The sequence below is a fragment of the Kitasatospora sp. NPDC017646 genome, assembly GCF_044329365.1.
GTDB lineage: Bacteria > Actinomycetota > Actinomycetes > Streptomycetales > Streptomycetaceae > Kitasatospora.
In genome coordinates, this window is sequence record NZ_JBIRJC010000018.1 from 18344 (window position 1) to 34408 (window position 16065).

A 16065-nucleotide genomic window follows, 5' to 3' on the forward strand; every position below is an offset into this window, starting at 1 on the left:
GAACGGTCGGGCCGGTGTCGCCCGGCGCGGGCGCGACGGGCGACACCGGCCGGCCGTCACTCCGCCGGAGCGATCCGGTACCCGCCGCTCGCCGAGTGGAGGGCCAGCGCCTCGACCGGGCAGAACTCCACCGCCTCGGCCAGCCCGTCCGTCAGCTCCGCGCCCCCGTCGGCGTACTCGGCCACCGGCCGGGCCCGTCCGTCGGCGTCCAGGACCAGTGAGTCGGGAGCGCTCAGGGCGCACATCCCGGAACCGATGCAGCGCTCCCGGTCGACCCGGACCACCACCGGCTCCGTCCCGGCGGGGCCCGTCACCAGGTGACCCGAAGTGCGTTGGGACTGCGGGTGAGCAGCCCGCGCCGCCAGTCGATGTCCTCGACCGGGTCGGCCATCCGCAGCGCGGGCAGCCGTCGGGCGAGCCGGTGCAGGGCGAGTTCCAGCTCCATCCGGGCCAGCCAGGCGCCGAGGCAGTGGTGCGGTCCGGCGCCGAAGGTGAGCATCGGCGCGGCCAGCGGGGAGAACAGCTCGGTGCGCAGGTCCCCGGTGAAGACCTCCGGGTCCTGGTTGGCGGCGCCGGTGTCGGCGGCGACGACGCTGCCGGCCGGGATGACCACCCCGCCGATCTCGACGTCCTCCACCGTGCGGCGCAGCAGCCCGGGCATGTGCTCCGCGGCGTCGCCGAGCGGGACGGCCCGCAGGATCTGCTCCGTCGCGGCGGCGGCGCTGGTCTCGTCGGAGGCGAGCCGCTGCCAGGCCTCGTGGCCGTCCTGGAGCAGGTAGACCAGGGCGTTGCCGAGGCTGGTCATGGTGGTCTCGTGCCCGGCCACGACCAGGCCGATGACCAGCGCGATCAGCTGGCCCTCGGTGATCGAGCCGTCCTCGGCGGCGGCCGCGAGCAGGCTGCTGACCAGGTCCTCGCCCGGGTCGGCGCGGCGCTCGGCGATCACCTCGGCGCCGAAGGCGGCGAACTCGGTCATCGCGGTGGCGATCGCCTCGGCGCTGTGGGCGGTGGTGGAGAGCGCGTGGTCGCTCCAGTGCGCGAGGCGCTTGCTGTCGAGGTTGTCCAGGCCCATCAGGCGGCTGATCACCGCGACGGGCAGCGGCCGGGTGTAGGCGCCGACGATGTCGGCGGGGGAGCCCCGGTCGATCAGCTCGTCGATCAGCGACTCGACCACCGAGGCCACCCAGGGCTTCCAGCGGGCGATCGCGCGCGGGGTGAACGCCCGCTGCACCGTGCGGCGCAGCCGCTGGTGTTCGGTGCCGTCGATGTTCAGCATGCTCTGCGGGTCGTCCAGGATGTTCGGCGTGACCATGAGCGGCGGGGCGTCCGGCGCGTAGAGCGGGGCGCGGCCCAGGCGCGGGTCGGTCAGCACCTGGCGGACGTCGGCGTGCCGACTGACCAGCCAGACCGGGGTGCCGGTGGGCAGCGCCGCGAGTCGGGGCGGGCCGGGCTCCAGGTGGCGCAGGCAGTGCATCGGGGGGAGCGGGGCGGTGCCGGTGCCGGCACCGGTCGCACTGTTCTCGGTGGACATCCGTACTCCAGACTCCAGGGCAGGGACCGCTCGGGGCGGTCCGACGGGGGGTGGATCCGGGGTTTTGGTGCGGGGACGGGTGGTTCGGCCGGGGCGGCTCGACTCAGGGCCGGCGGTGCGGGTGGTGTCGGTTCTCGCGGTGGTTCAGGCGGTGCGGTGGTTCAGGCGGTGCGGTGGTTCAGGTGGTGCGGTGGTTCAGCGGTGCGGTGGTTCTGGTGGTTCCGGTGGCTCCGGGGGGAGCGGTGGTACCGGGGACGGCTGCCCGCGCGGGGGCGCGGGCCGTGCGCGGGATGGCGCGAAACGTGCGGGAGCGTAAGGTCGGTGCGCCCCCGGCACGCGCGGCGCGCGGTGGCGTGCCGTCAGGTGGGACGGATGTGCTGAGCGTGGTCGCGTGGACCGTCTCAGCTACGACCGTACGTGGACGGCGGGGCGCCCGTCTGCGGCACTTCCAGCCAACGGCGGCGCTTTCCGGGCAGTTCGTGGCACGCTGACGGGCGCTCAGCGCCACCCGCGCGCCCCTCGGCGCCGGGCCGCGCGGGGGCGGGCGCCGCGTCGGCGGCCGAGTGGGTGGACGCTACCCTTCGTAGGCAGTCTTTCAGCAGTGCTCCTACAGTTCTCCTGCAGTCCCTCTGCAGTCGTTTGTCGCAGGTCACGCCGGTGCAGAGGCGCATCGGCCGACGGAGGTGGAATCGGATGGCCCAGCAGGTCAAGGCAGTCGTCGCGCGCGCCAAGGGCGCGCCCGTGGAGGTGACCACGATCGTGGTACCGGACCCGGGGCGGGGCGAGGCGGTGGTCCGGATCCAGGCGTGCGGCGTCTGCCACACGGACCTCCACTACCGCGAGGGCGGCATCAACGACGAGTTCCCGTTCCTGCTCGGCCACGAGGCCGCGGGCATCGTGGAGTCGGTCGGCGAGGGCGTGACCGAGGTCGAGCCCGGCGACTTCGTCGTCCTCAACTGGCGCGCGGTGTGCGGCCAGTGCCGGGCCTGCAAGCGCGGTCGCCCGCAGTACTGTTTCAACACCCACAACGCGAAGCAGAAGATGACCCTGCTGGACGGCACCGAGCTGTCCCCGGCGCTGGGCATCGGCGCCTTCGCCGAGAAGACCCTGGTCGCGGCCGGCCAGTGCACCAAGGTCGACCCGGCCGCCGAGCCGGCCGTCGCGGGCCTGCTGGGCTGCGGCGTGATGGCGGGCCTGGGCGCCGCGATCAACACCGGCAACGTGGGCCGCGGCGACACCGTCGCGGTGATCGGTTGCGGCGGCGTCGGCGGGGCGGCCGTGATGGGCTCCCGGCTGGCCGGCGCCTCGAAGATCATCGCGGTGGACATCGACGACCGCAAGCTGGAGACGGCCCGCAAGCTCGGTGCCACCCACACCGTCAACTCCCGTACCACCGACCCGGTCGAGGCGATCCGCGAGCTGACCGGCGGCAACGGCGCGGACGTCGTGGTGGAGGCCGTCGGCCGCCCCGAGACGTACAAGCAGGCCTTCTACGCCCGCGACCTCGCCGGCACCGTCGTCCTGGTCGGCGTGCCGACCCCCGAGATGACCCTCGAACTGCCGCTGCTGGACGTCTTCGGCCGCGGCGGCGCGCTCAAGTCCTCCTGGTACGGCGACTGCCTGCCCTCCCGGGACTTCCCGATGCTGATCGACCTGTACCTCCAGGGCCGCCTGGACCTCGGCGCCTTCGTCACCGAGACCATCGAACTCGACGCGGTGGAGCAGGCCTTCGAGCGCATGCACCACGGCGACGTCCTCCGCTCGGTGGTGGTCCTGTGACCGGCGCCCGCATCGACCGCCTGGTCACCGCCGGGACCTTCGAACTCGACGGCGGCAGCTGGGAGGTGGAGAACAACGTCTGGATCGTCGGTGACGACCAGGAGGCGGTGGTGATCGACGCCGCGCACGACGCCGACGCCATCGAGGCCGCGCTCGGCGGGCGCCGGCTGCTGGCGATCGTCTCCACCCACGCCCACAACGACCACGTCGACGCCGCCCCGGCCCTGGCCGAGCGCACCGGCGCGCCGATCCTGCTGCACCCGGACGACCTCCCGCTGTGGAAGCTCACCCATCCCGAGCGGCTCCCTGACGGCGCCCTCGCCGACGGCCAGCGGATCGAGGTGGCCGGCACCGTGCTGACCGTGCTGCACACCCCCGGCCACGCGCCGGGCGCGGTCTGCCTGTACGCGCCCGAACTGGGCACCGTGTTCACCGGCGACACCCTGTTCCAGGGCGGCCCGGGTGCGACCGGCCGCTCGTTCTCACACTTCCCGACCATCATCGACTCGATCCGCGAACGGCTGCTGTCCCTCCCGGCCGACACGGTGGTGCGCACCGGCCACGGCGACCCGACCACGATCGGCGCCGAGGCCCCGGCCCTGCCGGAGTGGATCGCCCGCGGCCACTGACGGCCGCACCGGTACGGCCCCCCGGACTTGATCACTCCCCGGGGGCCGTACCATCGCGATCATGGCCCACGACCCGCGCGACCTCGACGACGCCTTCCTCGCCTTCTGGCGCGAGCGGCACATCTCCACCCTGACCACCACCCGCCCGGACGGGACCCCGCACGTGGTGCCGGTGGGCGTCACCTTCGACCCGGCGACCGGCACGGCCCGGGTGATCACCAGCCGCACCAGCCGCAAGGCCCGCAACGTCGCGGCCGCCGGGCCCGAGGGTCTGCCGGTCGCGGTCTGCCAGGTCGACCGGGCCCGCTGGTCCACCCTGGAGGGCGTGGCCGTCCTGCGTGACGAGCCCGAGCAGGTCGCCGACGCGGAGCGCGGCTACGCCGAGCGCTACCGCACGCCGCGGGAGAACCCGGACCGGGTGGTCATCGAGATCACCGTCCGGCGCGTCCTCGGCCGCGCCTGACCGCCACCGGACTCCTCACGGCGCTCACTCCGCGAGCGCCGGGGCGATCCTGCGCAGCACCGACGGCCAGCCCTGCCCCATCCCGTGGTGGGCCTGCCGACCCATCGGGGTGTCCAGGTCGAACCCCGCGTGCTCCAGCAGCAGCCGGGTTCCGTGGCCCTCGGGCACCAGCCGCCAGGTGACGGTGGTGTCCAGCGATCCGGCGGCGAAGCTGTACCGCAGCAACCGCTCCACCTCCACCTCGACCACCTCGCACGGCTGCTGCCCCCACGGCCCCATGTCCAAGGTGAACCGGTGCCCCACCACCGCCTTCACGTCCCCGGCGGCCCACCACCGCGCGTGCAGCTCCGGATCGGTCAACGCCTCCCACACCCGCGCCGGCGGGTACGGCAGGAACTCGTCGCAGTGGATCGCTGCCTTCTCGGTCATGAACCCTCCTCGTCCAGGAGTTCGCGCAGCGAACGCATCCGCGTTCGCCAGTACCGCTCGAACGGATGGAGCCACTCCTCGACCTCGGCCAGGGGCCCGGGCTCCAGGTGGTAGTACCGATGCCGCCCGCGCGGCTCCTCCCGCACCAGCCGGGCGTTGCGGAGCACCGCCAGGTGCTCGGACACGGCCGGCCGGCTGAGCTCGAACTCCCCGGCCAGTTCCCCGGCCGCCCGCGGCCCGGCCTGGAGGCTCTCCAACAGTTTCCGCCGCACGGGGTTGGCCAGCGCGCTGAAGACATCGACGTCCGCCATGCCCCCACCATGCGTCGGAGACTCCCGACATGTCAACTTCTTCCGACACGAGAAGCCCGGATCGCCCACGGATCCGGCGAAGGCTCCGACCGCTGAACGAGCAGGGGAGCGGGATCAGTTGTACATGCCCCAGGAGAGCGCGAGGCCGAGGTTGTCGATGATCTGGGTCCGGACGGAGTGGCCCGGACCGTCGTAGATCCAAGGGGACTGGGCGCCGCTGTAGGAGTCGTACCGAATCTGGCCGTTGTCCCAGACCAGGAACTGGCAGTGGCCGTTGGTCCGGGTCGGGTCGATGGCCTGGAAGTCGTGGTACAGGCCATCGGTGTAAAGGCGTGGTTCGATCTTCTGGATGGCGTCGCAGTTCGGGGTGGAGGTCATCGGAAAGTCGCCTTCGACGGCGAAGGCCGGCGTGGACGTGGTCAGGACGAGCAGGGTGCCCGCGCCGAGGACGGCGAGGGCGGTCCGCAGCGGAGTACGGCGGGACGGCATGGTGTGGTTCCCCCGGCAATCGGTACCCGGCACACGCGTCGACGGACGGCTCCGCCGGGGTACGGCCGGACGGAGCGATGCTTCCAGCGGCCGATCGCCGTGACAAGGGCCGGTTTTCGGACGTTCGGAACCACACCCCGCGTCAGAAGGTGAAGGCCTCCAGATGGTCGAGCCGCAGGAAGCGGGCCTCGGGGCTGGCCCGGTGGACGGCGGCTTCGAGGGCGGGGAGGCCGCCCCAGTCGCGGGCGGGTTCGCTGAGGGGGTGGTCGAAGTCGTCCCAGTGGGTGGGGACGACGTACGGGGGGTGGTCGAGGACGTCGAGGAGGCGCGGGACGTAGTCGGGGACGGAGGCTCCGCCGGGCTGGATCAGGAGGACGTCGGGGGTGAGGCCGGTGAGGTGGCGGGCGTCGTAGTTGGCGCCGCCGCTGTCGAGGATGCTCAGCTTGTCGCCGACGGTGATCAGGTAGGCGAGGGTACCGCCCTCGACGAGGTCGGAGATGACGCGCGGGCGGGGCGGCGGTGAGCCGGGGCGCGTGCCGGGGAAGGGCACCCTGGAACGGGGGCCGGTCATCGAGTGCAGCGAGTTGATCACCTGGATGGTGTAGCCGTCGAACTGCAGGTACTCGCCGCCGTGCACCACCGACAGCTGGTCACCGGGCGCGCCGAGCGCGGTCAGCAGGTTGGCGTGGGTCTCGGTGCCGAGGACGGTCGCGCCGGTCCGGGCGGCGAGGTGCGGGATGTCGGGCAGGTGGTCGTAGTGGCCGTGGGTCACCAGGATCTGGTCGGCGCGCAGCCGGAGGCCGTCGATGAGCGCGGTGTCGACGCTGAGCGGGGTGGCGGGGTCGGCGCCCTTCGGCGTGTACGTCCCGGTGGGGAACCGGGTGATCCAGGGGTCGATCAGGATCGTGGTGGGCCGGTCGGGGTCGCCGAAGGTGATCTCCCAGCCGTTGTTGCCCAGCCAGCGCAGCCGTACCCCGGCCGAGCCGGGCGGGCCGGGCCGGTGTCGTCGGCGGTCCGACGGTCCGGCCGCCGGGGCGGCCTCGTACCCGGCCGCCCCGGTCAGGGCCGCGGTGCCGGAGAGGGCCGCGGCGCCGGTCGCGGAGGCGGTGAGCAGACGGCGGCGGGACAGACGGTCGGCGGTGGTGGCCCGCCGACCCGGCATCTCGAACAGGGTCATCGTCAACAATTTTCTCGCGTGGGGTCGGTGTGCAGGGCGGCGAGCTGGGCGAGGCGGAACCGGGAGAAGTCGGCGGCGGTGGCGGTCCGCCGAGGCGGCTGGATCATGGCAGGCGGGACTCCTCGGGCCTGGGCGATCGGGTTCGAGGGTCAGCCGAGGGCGGTCACGACGGCCTTGGTCGCCTCGGCGATCAGCGCGTCGTCGGAGGTGGCGTCGGGCTTGCCGCGGTCGGACAGCACGACCAGGACGATCGGGCTGCGTCCGCCGGGGGGCCAGGCGACGGCGACGTCGTTGCGGGTGCCGTAGCCCCCGTTGCCGGTCTTGTCGCCGATCCTCCAGTCGGCGGGCACGCCCGCGCGGATGAACGGGGCGCCGGTGGTGTTGCCGACCAGCCAGTCCGTGAGCAATCGGCGCCGGTCCTCCGCCAGCACGTCGCCGAGGACGTAGCGGCGCAGGTCGGCGGCGAAGGCGCGGGGCGTGCTGGTGTCGCGCGGGTCGCCCGGGGTCGCCTCGTTCAGGGTGGGTTCGGTGCGGTTGACGTTGGTGGTCGGGTCGCCGAGCTCGCGCAGGGTCCGCTGGACGGCCTCCGGGCCGCCGAGTTCGGCCATGAGGAGGTTGGCGGCCGTGTTGTCGCTGTACTCGATGGCGGCGGCGGCCAGGTCGCGCACCTTCATGCCGGTGGCCACGTGCTGGGAGGTGATCGGCGCCCACGTCAGCACGTCCTCCTGACGGTAGGTGACCACCTTGTCCAGCTCCTCGTCGGTCGCCCCGCGCAGCAGGGCCCCGGCCAGGAGCGACTTGATCGTGGAGGCGAAGGCGAAGCGCTCGTCGGAGCGGTAGGCGACCTCCCGGCCGCTGCCGGTGTCCACCGCGACCACGCCGAGGCGGGCGCCGAACCGCTGCTCGAGTCCTTCGAAGGCGCCGTCGGTCGCGACGGTGGAGGCCGTGGCGGCGGTGGTCGCGGCCGCCGCCGGAGTGCTGGTGCCGCCGGAGGTGCCGTGGCCGCAGCCGACCGTCAGGGCCGCCGCGAGCAGGGCGACGGCGGGCAGCGCGGTACGGGGGCGCCGGAACGCGGACGTCATCGGTGATCTCCAGATCAGGGGGTACGGGAAGGCCCTCGTGGCCGGGCCGTGGCCTCAGCTAAACAGGCCGTCAGCTGCCCGGTCCAAGACCATGATGATGAAGGGACCGATACCGAATTGCCTATGATCGCTGTTCATGGACCTGTTGGGGCACCTCCGCCACTTCCGCGTCGTCGCCGAGGAACGGCACTTCGGGCGCGCCGCCGAGCGGCTGCGGATCGCCCAGCCCTCGCTCTCACAGCGGATCCAGCGGCTGGAACGCGAACTCGGCGTCACCCTGTTCGACCGCGGTCCGCGCGGGGTCGCGCTCACCCCGGCGGGCCGGCTGCTGCTCGACGAGGCGGAGGAGGTGCTGGAGAGCTCCGCCCGCCTGCTGGCCGTCGCGGCCGACCTGCGCACCGGCCGGGCGGGAACCCTGCGCGCGGCCGTACCGCCCGACCTCGGACCGGCGGCCCTGGCCGCGCTGCTCACCGGCTTCGAGAGCGCCTCCCCGGGCACCCGGCTCGACCTGCGGGAACTGCCGGTCGCGGCCGCGGTGCGCGAACTCGCCCAGCAGACGGTGGACGTCGCCGTCGTCCGCCACCCCTGCCCGGCCGCCGGCCTGGCCTTCGGGCCGGTGCTGCACCAGCCGCTGGGCGTGCTGCTCGCCGCCGACGGCCCGCTCGCCGACTGTCCGGACCTGGCGGTGGCGGAGCTGACCGGGCGGCGCCTGGTGCTCTTCCCCCGCGCCACGGCCCCGGCGCTGTACGACGAGATGCTCACCACCCTGGCCCGGCACGGCTGCACCCCGGAGGCGGTCGTCGACCCGCCCGGCCCGGACGTCGCGGGCGCGCTCGTACTCACCGGCAGCGCCGTCGCCCTGGTGCCGCGCACGGCGGCGCCGCCGGGTACAGTCTGGCGTCCGCTCACCGGCACCCCGCTGACCTGGCGCACCTCCACCGCCTGGCCGGCCGGGCGCGAGGGGCCCGCCGTCCGCCTGTTCGCCGAAGCCGCCCACCGGGCGCTCACCGAACCCGGCGGCCTGCTGCCCCAGCCGCCCCACCGCCCGCTCTTCCCCCGGCCCGCAATGGAGTTCCCGCTGTGACCAGCGACCGTACGAGGGGTGACCGAGCCCGCAGAGACCGTCAGGGAGACGCCGCCCCCGTCCACCGCGACCCCGCCGGCACCCGGGCCGCGCGCGCCCGCATCGCCGCCGCCTTCGCCGAAGCCGGCGTCACCGGCCTGCTGCACGCCCGCGACCTCGACACCGGCGCCGAACTCGCCCTCGGTGCCGACACCCCGGTCAGCACCGCCAGCGTCCACAAGCTCTGCCTCCTGGTCACCCTGCACCGCGAGGCCGCCGCCGGGCGGATCGACCTGACCCGGCCGGTGGACCTCCCCGCCCCCGGCCGCACCCCGGGTCGTACGGGCCTGTCGGCCATGCTCGACGCCGCCCGGCTCTCCCTGCGCGACCTCGCCTACCTGACCGTCGCGGTCAGCGACAACGCCGCCGCGGACGTGCTCTGGGACGTGATCGGCCTGGACACCGTCAACCGCACCATGACCGAGCTGGGCCTGACCCGTACCGTCGCCGTCCACACCGTCCGGGAGCTGATCGGCGCCCTCGCCGAGGACACCGGTCAGGACTCCCCGCTCGACCCCGCCGTCGTCGCCCGGCTCAGGGTCCTCGACCCGGCCTTCACCAACCGCAGCACCGCCCGCGAGATGACCGCCCTGCTCGCCGCCCTCTGGCACGGCGAGGCCTGCCCCGGCGAACCCGGCGCCGCGCTGCGCCGCCTGCTCGGCCTCCAGGTCTGGCCGCACCGGCTGGCGTCCGGCTTCCCGTTCGACGACGTCCGCGTCCACGGCAAAACCGGCACCCTGCCCACGCTGCGCCACGAGGTCGGCGTCGTCGAGTACCCCGACGGCGGCCGCTACGCCCTGGCCGTCTTCACCCGCGCCGCCGCCACCAGCATCACCCTCCCCACCGCCGACGCCGCCATCGGCACCGCCGCCCGCCTCGCCGTCGACGCCCTGCGCCTCATGCCGACCGCACGCAACGGCGCGGACGGGTCATAGGCTGGACGGCATGGGTGTGCCGGTGGCGAGTCCTGGTGGTACGGCGGCCGATGCGGTCGGGCTGGAGGTGCTGGTGCGCCTGTTGGCCGGGCGGGGGGTGGTGGTGCTCAGCGGGGCGGGGCTGTCGACGGAGTCGGGGATCCCGGACTATCGGGGGGAGACGGGCAGCCGGCGGCGCGGGGTGCCGATGACGTACCAGGAGTTCACCGGGAGCGAGGCGGCCCGGCGGCGGTACTGGGCGCGCAGCCATGTGGGGTGGCGGACGATCGCGGGGGCCGAGCCGAACGCCGGGCACCGGGCGGTGGAGCAGCTGCGGCGGTCGGGGCACGTGTCGGCGGTGATCACCCAGAACGTGGACGGCCTGCACCGGGCGGCCGGGACGCGCGGGGCGGTGGAGCTGCACGGTGCGCTGCACCGGGTGGTCTGCCTGGCGTGCCGGCGGACCGGGTCGCGCGAGGAGCTGGACCGGCGGCTGGAGGAGCTAAACGGCGGCTTCCGGGACGGCCCGGCGCGGGTCAATCCGGACGGTGACGCCGAACTGTCGCAGGAGCTGGTGGACGGGTTCCGGGTCGCCCCCTGTGCGGCGTGCGGGGGAGTGCTCAAGCCGGACGTGGTCTTCTTCGGCGAGAGCGTGCCCCGGCCGAGGGTCCAGCGCTGCTACGAACTCGTGGACGCCGCCCAGGCGTTGGTGGTCCTCGGCTCATCGCTCACGGTCATGTCGGGGCTGCGCTTCGTGCGCCACGCCGCCCGGGCGGGCACGCCCGTGGTGATCGTCAACCAGGGCGCGACCCGCGGGGACGAGCTGGCCGCGGCCCGGGTCGCGCTGCCGCTGGGTGCGGTGCTGACCGAAGCGGCCCGGCGGGTCAGGGCCGGGTGGCGAGGGTACGCAGGGACGCCTTGAGGGCGGCGACGAACCGGTCCCGGGTGGCCTCGTCGACCAGGTCGAGGGAGAGGTAGGGGTTGAGGTCCTCCAGCTCGACGAGGAGCAGCCCGCCCTCGGGGGTGCGGCAGGCGTCCACCCGCTGGATGCCGTGCTCGACGGTGTTCCAGGCGATGAAGCGCTGGGCGAACTCCAGGTCGGCGGCGGTGGGTTCGTACGGTTCGAGGCGCCAGCGCCGCTCCGGGTCGGGGGCGTGCAGGGCGTACTGGAAGGCGTCGTCCACGAAGTAGAACGAGACCTCGTAGGCGAACCGGATCAGCGGCTGGACCAGGACGTCCTCGTCGTACGGGACGGTGTCGAGCTGCTCGCGGGGGACGATCCGCAGGCCGATCGAGTCGGCGCCGAGCTTCGGCTTGACGACGTACTCGGGGACGACGGGCAGCCGGGCGAGGTCCCCGGCCCGGTCGACGGTGGGGATCACGGGGTACCCGGCGGCCGTGAGGTCGAGCAGGTACTGCTTGCCGGCCATGTCGGCGCGCCCGGTCAGCTGGGTGTACACCCGGGCGCCGCGTTCCAGCGCCTGGCTGCGGAAGTCCTCGTACTCGGCGCGGTAGTTGAGCACCGGGCCGCTGTTGCGGACGAGGACCACGTCGAAGGAGTCCAGTAGCGCGGCGGCGTCCAGCGGGTGGCACAGGGCGACGTCGAAGTCCTCGCGCAGACGGGCGGAGAGCCGGATGTCCTCGTCGCAGTACCGCCGGCCCCTGGCCTGGTAGGCCAGGTCGGTGACGAGCAGGACGCGGGGCCGGGCTGCGGCGGGCATGGTTCTCCTGAAGATCATCTGATCCGCCCAGCCTACCTGGCGTCCTGCCCCCGTCGGCCCGTGGCCGGCGACCGGGGGCCGCGGGGGGTGCGCGGGGCCTCGGCGCAGTCCGGGCGGCGCACCGGGGCCTCCGCCACCGGGGCCTCCGCCACCGGGGCCTGCGCCCCGGGGGCCTCCGCCACCGGGATGCGCGGCAGGGCGTACGGGTGCTGGTCGCGCAGGTAGCCGATGAGGTGCTCGCGCAGCCGGCAGCGCAGCTCGAAGGCGTCGCTACCGTTCGCCGCCGTGGCCAGCACCCGGACCACGATGGTGGTCGGGGTGGTGTCGACCACCTGGAGGGCGCTGCCCTGGCCGTCCCACAGTTCACTCTTGGCGAGGTAGTCCTCGAACTCCTCCCGCAGCAGCCCGACCGGGGCGTGGTGGTCGAGGTGGAGCAGCGCGGTGCCGGTGATCCGGCTGGAGCGGCGGGACCAGTTCTCGAACGGGCGGCCGACGAAGTACGACATCGGCATCACCAGCCGCCGCTGGTCCCAGGTCTCGATCACCACGGCGGTGAGGGTGATCTCCTCCACCGTCCCCCACTCGCCGGCCACCACCACGACGTCGCCGATGCGGGCCAGGTCGCCGAAGGCCATCTGCACCCCGGCGAAGACGTTGGCGAGGGTGCTCTGCGCCGCCACCCCCGCCACCACGCCGACCAGCCCGGCGGAGGCCAGCAGGCTCGTACCGACCCCGCGCACCGTCGGGAAGGTCATCAGGACGGCCCCCAGGGTGACCACCGCGACGACCGCCTGGCATATCCGGCCGAGCAGACTGGCCTGGGTCCGGGCGCGGCCCGCCCAGGCCGGCTCGCGGCGGTACACGGCGAGCCGGGCGGCGCCGTCCACCAGGACCGCCACCACGCGGGCGCACAGCCAGCCGCCGGAGGTGATGGCGAGGATCACGGCCAGGTGCCGCAGCCCCTCGCGGGCCTCGGACGGGGCGTTGATCCACGGCTGCGCGGCGGAGAGCAGGAGGCACCCGGTCAGTACCAGGACTGGGCGACGGCACCTGCGCAGCACCTCCGGGACGCCGCCGGCACCCCAGGGGGCCGCCAGCCGCCGCGCCAGCACCTGGACGGCTCGGTCCAGGCCGTAGGTGAACAGGGCGGTGGCGACACCGGCGAGGGCGAGGCGGAGCAGGCTCCACCACATGTGCGGCGCTCCTTTCGGGTTCCGGCGGCGGGCCGATGCCGACCTGGACCGGGGGCGGTACGGCGCCGGTCCAGCCACGGGTTCGGGGACCGCCTGGACGGGCGGTTCGGCGCCGGGCGGTTCGGCGCGGGGCAGTTCGGTCGGGCGGTTCAGTCGGGCGGTTCGACCGGGTGGGGACGGCCAGGGTGCGGTGTGACCGGTTCGGGCACCGGGCCCGGTGCGGGCCGCGGCTCCGTCGGAGGGACGGGCGAGCCGGGCGGGGGCGGGGGGTCGGGCACCAGCGGCGGGCCGGGCGACGGCGTCGGCCGCGGCGGCGCCTCGGGCTCCGGCGCGAGAGGCGGCAGACCGGGCTGGGCGGGGGCGGTCGTCATGACGGGGGGTCCTCTCGGTGCGGTGCGGTGCGGTCCTGTGCGGTGCGGCGCGGTGCTGTGCGGTTCTGTGGGGTGCGGTGCAGTGATCTGCGGCTCGGCGGGTTCAGGCGGCCAGCAGGTCCTCCAGGCCCCGGTCCCAGTCGATCCGGGCGTGTTCCTGCCCCGGCGGGACGAGCCTGACGGTGGCGGCCAGGAACTGCGCGACCTCCGCGGCGAGGACGGACAGCAGGGCGACGCCCTCCCGGCCGGAGAGCGCGATCAGCAGGTGGGTGTCGTCGAACGGGGTGACGTGGACGTCCCCCTCGCCGGAGGGCTCGTGCACGCCGGCCATCAGCAGGTCGCGCGAGAGCGACCACACCGCCTCGGCCTGGTAGGACGTGAAGTCCAGCTCCACCGCGTGGGGTTCGTCGGCCCGGTAGGACCAGTCGACCTCCAGATCCCGGCTGCGTTCGTCGCCGGTCATCAGTCGCATGGTGATCCGGGTGGTGAGACGTTCCATGGAAGGGTTCCCTTTCCCGGGTTCGTCGGGCGGGGACGGCCGAGGCTGTCCCCGCCCGCTCGTCCGTGGTGCCTGTCGGTCTGTCGGGTCGGGTGCTGTCCGGTTCTCCCGGCGGGTCCTCCGGCTGCCCGCTCAGAGGATGCGGCCGCCGTAGAGCCGGTCGTAGTAGGGCCCGAAGCGTTCTCGGGTGTCGTTCTCCTGCTCGGGCCCGGCGTCGTCCAGCTCCGGGCTGTGCTTGATCTCCTCCTTGGACCGGTCGACGTAGACCTTCTGCTCGGCGATCTCGATGCGCGTCACGGTGCCGGCCGGGAGCAGGACCCGTCGGCCGAAGATCCACGGTCCGGTGTCGACGACCAGGTACTGCTCGCCGACCTCCTCCGACAGCTTGTCGACCTTGCCGATCGGACCGTCGCTGGCTTCGACGTGGAAGCCGATGAGGTCGGTGCCGGCGGTGTGCCCGGCGGCGGTGCGGAACTCCCAGATGTCGTGGCGCTCGTTCATGACTGCCTCCGTTCGTCCGAGTGGGGCGTACGGGCTCGGCTGCCCCCGATGCCGCGGTCCATGCCCACGGATTCGCGATCCGTCGGCGGCAGTTCAGCCTTCGGGCGTCCCGCTGGTCTGCTCCACGTGGTGCTTGAAGTCGTTCAGGTCGTCGATGACCCGGCGGTCGACGAAGCCGAGCGCCTCGGCGAGGTGGGCCCAGAGCCCGTGCGGCTCGACCTCCAGCTGGAGCATCACCCGGGTGGTACGGTCGTCGACGTGGTGGAAGGTCACCACGCCGTTGTGCCGCACCGGGCCGGTCCCGCCGTCCCAGGCGACCCGCTCGCCCTCCACCACCTCGGTGGCAACGGCCTCGAACTCCCTTCGCCCGCCCGCGGTTTCGACCACCCAGCTGCTGCTGCCGCGGCCGGACACGTCGACGCTCACCACGCCGCGCATGAACTGCGGGAAGTTCTCGCAGTGCACCCAGTGGCGGTAGACCTCGCCGACCGGTGCGGCGATCTCGACCGATTCCTCGATCCGTCCCATCGTCCCCTTCTCCTCCCTCTCCTCCTCGACCTTCGGTCCTGCACCGTGTCCGGGTGCCCCGATCCCCGCCCGGCATGCACGGGCCGCGACCCGAGATGCACGGAGCGCGCCCGCCGCTCCAGCACCCGGCCGTTCGTTCACGCAATCCTCACAGAACGGCCCGGCATGCAACCGGCCTCGGCGGGTACCCGGGGACGGACCGTACGCCGAGGGGAAAGGACCGACATGGCCACGACCAGTGACGAACTCCTCCACCGCGTGACAGCCCCGGCCCCGGACGAGGCCCCGACGGTCGACGCGCCCGGTGCCGACCGCGCCGCCGCCCCGGGGCTCGCCGGACACCCGCAGATCCCGGAACTCGCCGACATCGAGGACCCGCGCCAGGTGGCGCCCGGCGACGCCCGTGAGCTGACCAGGGTGCTGCTGGCCCGGCTGTCGACCCTGGAGGAGGGCACCGCCGAGTACTCGTACGTGCGGGCCACACTCATCGAACTCAACCTGTCCCTGGTGCGCTACGCGATCCGCCGGGTCGGCAACCGCCAGGAACCCGAGGAGGACCTGCTACAGGTCGGCTCGCTCGGCCTGATCAAGGCGATCGACCGTTTCGACCCCGACCACGGTGCGGAGTTCGTCACCTTCGCCCTGCCGACCATCCTCGGCGAGATCCGCCGCCACTTCCGCGACGCCACCTGGGCCGTGCACGTGCCACGCCGTTTGCAGGAACTGCGCATCACCCTGGCCAAGGCCCGCGACGTGCTGTTCCAGCGGTTCGGCCGCTCGCCCACCGTGGCCGAGCTCGCCGAACACCTCGAACTGTCGGAGGAGGAGGTGATCCAGGGTCTCGCCGCCGCCAACGGGCACACCGCGGGTTCCCTGGACGCCCCCGCGACCGAGGGCGAGGACGACCTCGGCCCGCTCGCCCAGCGCCTCGGCGAGGAGGACACGAGGTTCGACACGATCGAGAACCTGATCGTCCTCAAGCCGCTCGTCGCCGCCCTGCCGGAACGAGACCGGCTGATCCTGTCCATGCGCTTCGGCGAGGAGCTCACCCAGTCCCAGATCGGGGCCCGCCTGGGGCTGTCCCAGATGCACGTCTCCCGTCTCCTCAACCGCACGCTGACCAGCCTGCGCGCGGACCTCACCGCCACCTGAGTCGGCCCCACGGCCCCCAGGAACAGCCACGACGCCACGCACGTCACCCGCGGCCCGGTCACGGCCTGGCCCCGCGCCGGGTGCCGTGCGTAGGCTCGTGGGGCACACCCGTGGAGGGAACACGACGACGATGCCAGCCGAGAAGACGATGCCCGCAGAGAACGAGTCCGTGA

General features: G+C 73.7%; 19 protein-coding genes. 7 read left to right on the forward strand and 12 right to left on the reverse strand.

The genetic code is table 11. The annotated features are described in order from the left end of the window. Positions 1-56: 56 nt before the first annotated feature. A complete protein-coding gene (locus ACH4J0_RS25755; protein ID WP_396242937.1) occupies positions 57-314 on the reverse strand; it encodes a ferredoxin in 258 nt (85 codons plus the stop codon). After that, entirely contained in the window at positions 311-1531 is a 1221-nt protein-coding gene (locus tag ACH4J0_RS25760) for a cytochrome P450 (protein ID WP_396242938.1), read from the reverse strand. Before ACH4J0_RS25760 ends, ACH4J0_RS25755 begins: the two co-directional genes overlap by 4 nt. A 693-nt stretch (positions 1532-2224) precedes the next feature. Between ACH4J0_RS25760 and ACH4J0_RS25765 the strand changes: the two genes are divergently transcribed. The 3 genes from ACH4J0_RS25765 (at position 2225) to ACH4J0_RS25775 (ending at position 4402) form a co-directional block, all read left to right on the forward strand. Further along, complete coding sequence (locus ACH4J0_RS25765) at positions 2225-3310, forward strand: S-(hydroxymethyl)mycothiol dehydrogenase (RefSeq protein ID WP_396242939.1); 1086 nt, start codon at positions 2225-2227, stop codon at positions 3308-3310. Continuing rightward, positions 3307-3939 (forward strand): MBL fold metallo-hydrolase, encoded by a 633-nt coding sequence (locus ACH4J0_RS25770; protein ID WP_396242940.1) that lies wholly within the window; start codon positions 3307-3309, stop codon positions 3937-3939. The genes ACH4J0_RS25765 and ACH4J0_RS25770 overlap by 4 nt, the downstream gene beginning before the upstream one ends. 61 nt (positions 3940-4000) lie before the next feature. After that, on the forward strand, positions 4001-4402 hold the full coding sequence (locus tag ACH4J0_RS25775; RefSeq protein WP_396242941.1) for a pyridoxamine 5'-phosphate oxidase family protein: 402 nt from the start codon (positions 4001-4003) through the stop codon (positions 4400-4402). A gap of 24 nt (positions 4403-4426) precedes the next feature. Here ACH4J0_RS25775 and ACH4J0_RS25780 read toward each other — a convergent pair whose 3' ends face one another. From ACH4J0_RS25780 to bla, 5 genes are all read right to left on the reverse strand, one after another. Beyond that, a complete protein-coding gene (locus tag ACH4J0_RS25780) occupies positions 4427-4831 on the reverse strand; it encodes an SRPBCC domain-containing protein (protein WP_396242942.1) in 405 nt (134 codons plus the stop codon). Further along, entirely contained in the window at positions 4828-5142 is a 315-nt protein-coding gene (locus ACH4J0_RS25785; RefSeq protein ID WP_396242943.1) for an ArsR/SmtB family transcription factor, read from the reverse strand. The genes ACH4J0_RS25780 and ACH4J0_RS25785 overlap by 4 nt, the downstream gene beginning before the upstream one ends. 114 nt (positions 5143-5256) lie before the next feature. After that, complete coding sequence (locus ACH4J0_RS25790) at positions 5257-5631, reverse strand: hypothetical protein (RefSeq protein ID WP_396242944.1); 375 nt, start codon at positions 5629-5631, stop codon at positions 5257-5259. 142 nt (positions 5632-5773) lie between these two features. Further along, the gene (locus ACH4J0_RS25795) at positions 5774-6808 is read right to left on the reverse strand and encodes an MBL fold metallo-hydrolase (protein WP_396242945.1); all 1035 of its coding nucleotides are present in this window, start codon (positions 6806-6808) and stop codon (positions 5774-5776) included. Between the two features lie 149 nt (positions 6809-6957). Continuing rightward, entirely contained in the window at positions 6958-7890 is a 933-nt protein-coding gene (bla, locus tag ACH4J0_RS25800; protein ID WP_396242946.1) for a class A beta-lactamase, read from the reverse strand. A 136-nt stretch (positions 7891-8026) separates the two neighbouring features. On the opposite strand from bla, the gene ACH4J0_RS25805 reads away from it, so the two are divergent. The 3 genes from ACH4J0_RS25805 to ACH4J0_RS25815 all read left to right on the forward strand — a co-directional run bounded on the left by ACH4J0_RS25805 (position 8027) and on the right by ACH4J0_RS25815 (position 10849). Then, entirely contained in the window at positions 8027-8974 is a 948-nt protein-coding gene (locus ACH4J0_RS25805; RefSeq protein WP_396242947.1) for a LysR family transcriptional regulator, read from the forward strand. A 101-nt stretch (positions 8975-9075) separates the two neighbouring features. Next, positions 9076-9948: a serine hydrolase gene (locus tag ACH4J0_RS25810; protein ID WP_396243079.1), complete on the forward strand. Its 873-nt coding sequence runs from the start codon at positions 9076-9078 to the stop codon at positions 9946-9948. Between the two features lie 10 nt (positions 9949-9958). Then, positions 9959-10849, forward strand: coding sequence for an NAD-dependent protein deacetylase (locus tag ACH4J0_RS25815; protein WP_396242948.1), 891 nt, complete (start codon positions 9959-9961; stop codon positions 10847-10849). On the opposite strand, the gene ACH4J0_RS25820 is transcribed toward ACH4J0_RS25815, so the two are convergent. The 5 genes from ACH4J0_RS25820 to ACH4J0_RS25840 form a co-directional block, all read right to left on the reverse strand. After that, the gene (locus tag ACH4J0_RS25820; protein ID WP_396242949.1) at positions 10812-11648 is read right to left on the reverse strand and encodes a hypothetical protein; all 837 of its coding nucleotides are present in this window, start codon (positions 11646-11648) and stop codon (positions 10812-10814) included. The genes ACH4J0_RS25815 and ACH4J0_RS25820 overlap by 38 nt on opposite strands. Before the next feature lie 32 nt (positions 11649-11680). After that, the gene (locus tag ACH4J0_RS25825) at positions 11681-12841 is read right to left on the reverse strand and encodes a mechanosensitive ion channel family protein (protein ID WP_396242950.1); all 1161 of its coding nucleotides are present in this window, start codon (positions 12839-12841) and stop codon (positions 11681-11683) included. Between the two features lie 474 nt (positions 12842-13315). Beyond that, entirely contained in the window at positions 13316-13711 is a 396-nt protein-coding gene (locus ACH4J0_RS25830) for an SsgA family sporulation/cell division regulator (protein WP_396242951.1), read from the reverse strand. Between the two features lie 132 nt (positions 13712-13843). Further along, positions 13844-14212, reverse strand: a complete 369-nt coding sequence (locus ACH4J0_RS25835; RefSeq protein WP_396242952.1) for a PRC-barrel domain-containing protein — start codon at positions 14210-14212, stop codon at positions 13844-13846. Between the two features lie 93 nt (positions 14213-14305). Further along, positions 14306-14740, reverse strand: coding sequence for an SRPBCC family protein (locus ACH4J0_RS25840; protein WP_396242953.1), 435 nt, complete (start codon positions 14738-14740; stop codon positions 14306-14308). 225 nt (positions 14741-14965) lie between these two features. On the opposite strand from ACH4J0_RS25840, the gene ACH4J0_RS25845 reads away from it, so the two are divergent. Continuing rightward, positions 14966-15892 (forward strand): SigB/SigF/SigG family RNA polymerase sigma factor, encoded by a 927-nt coding sequence (locus ACH4J0_RS25845; RefSeq protein WP_396242955.1) that lies wholly within the window; start codon positions 14966-14968, stop codon positions 15890-15892. Positions 15893-16065: the final 173 nt, after the last annotated feature.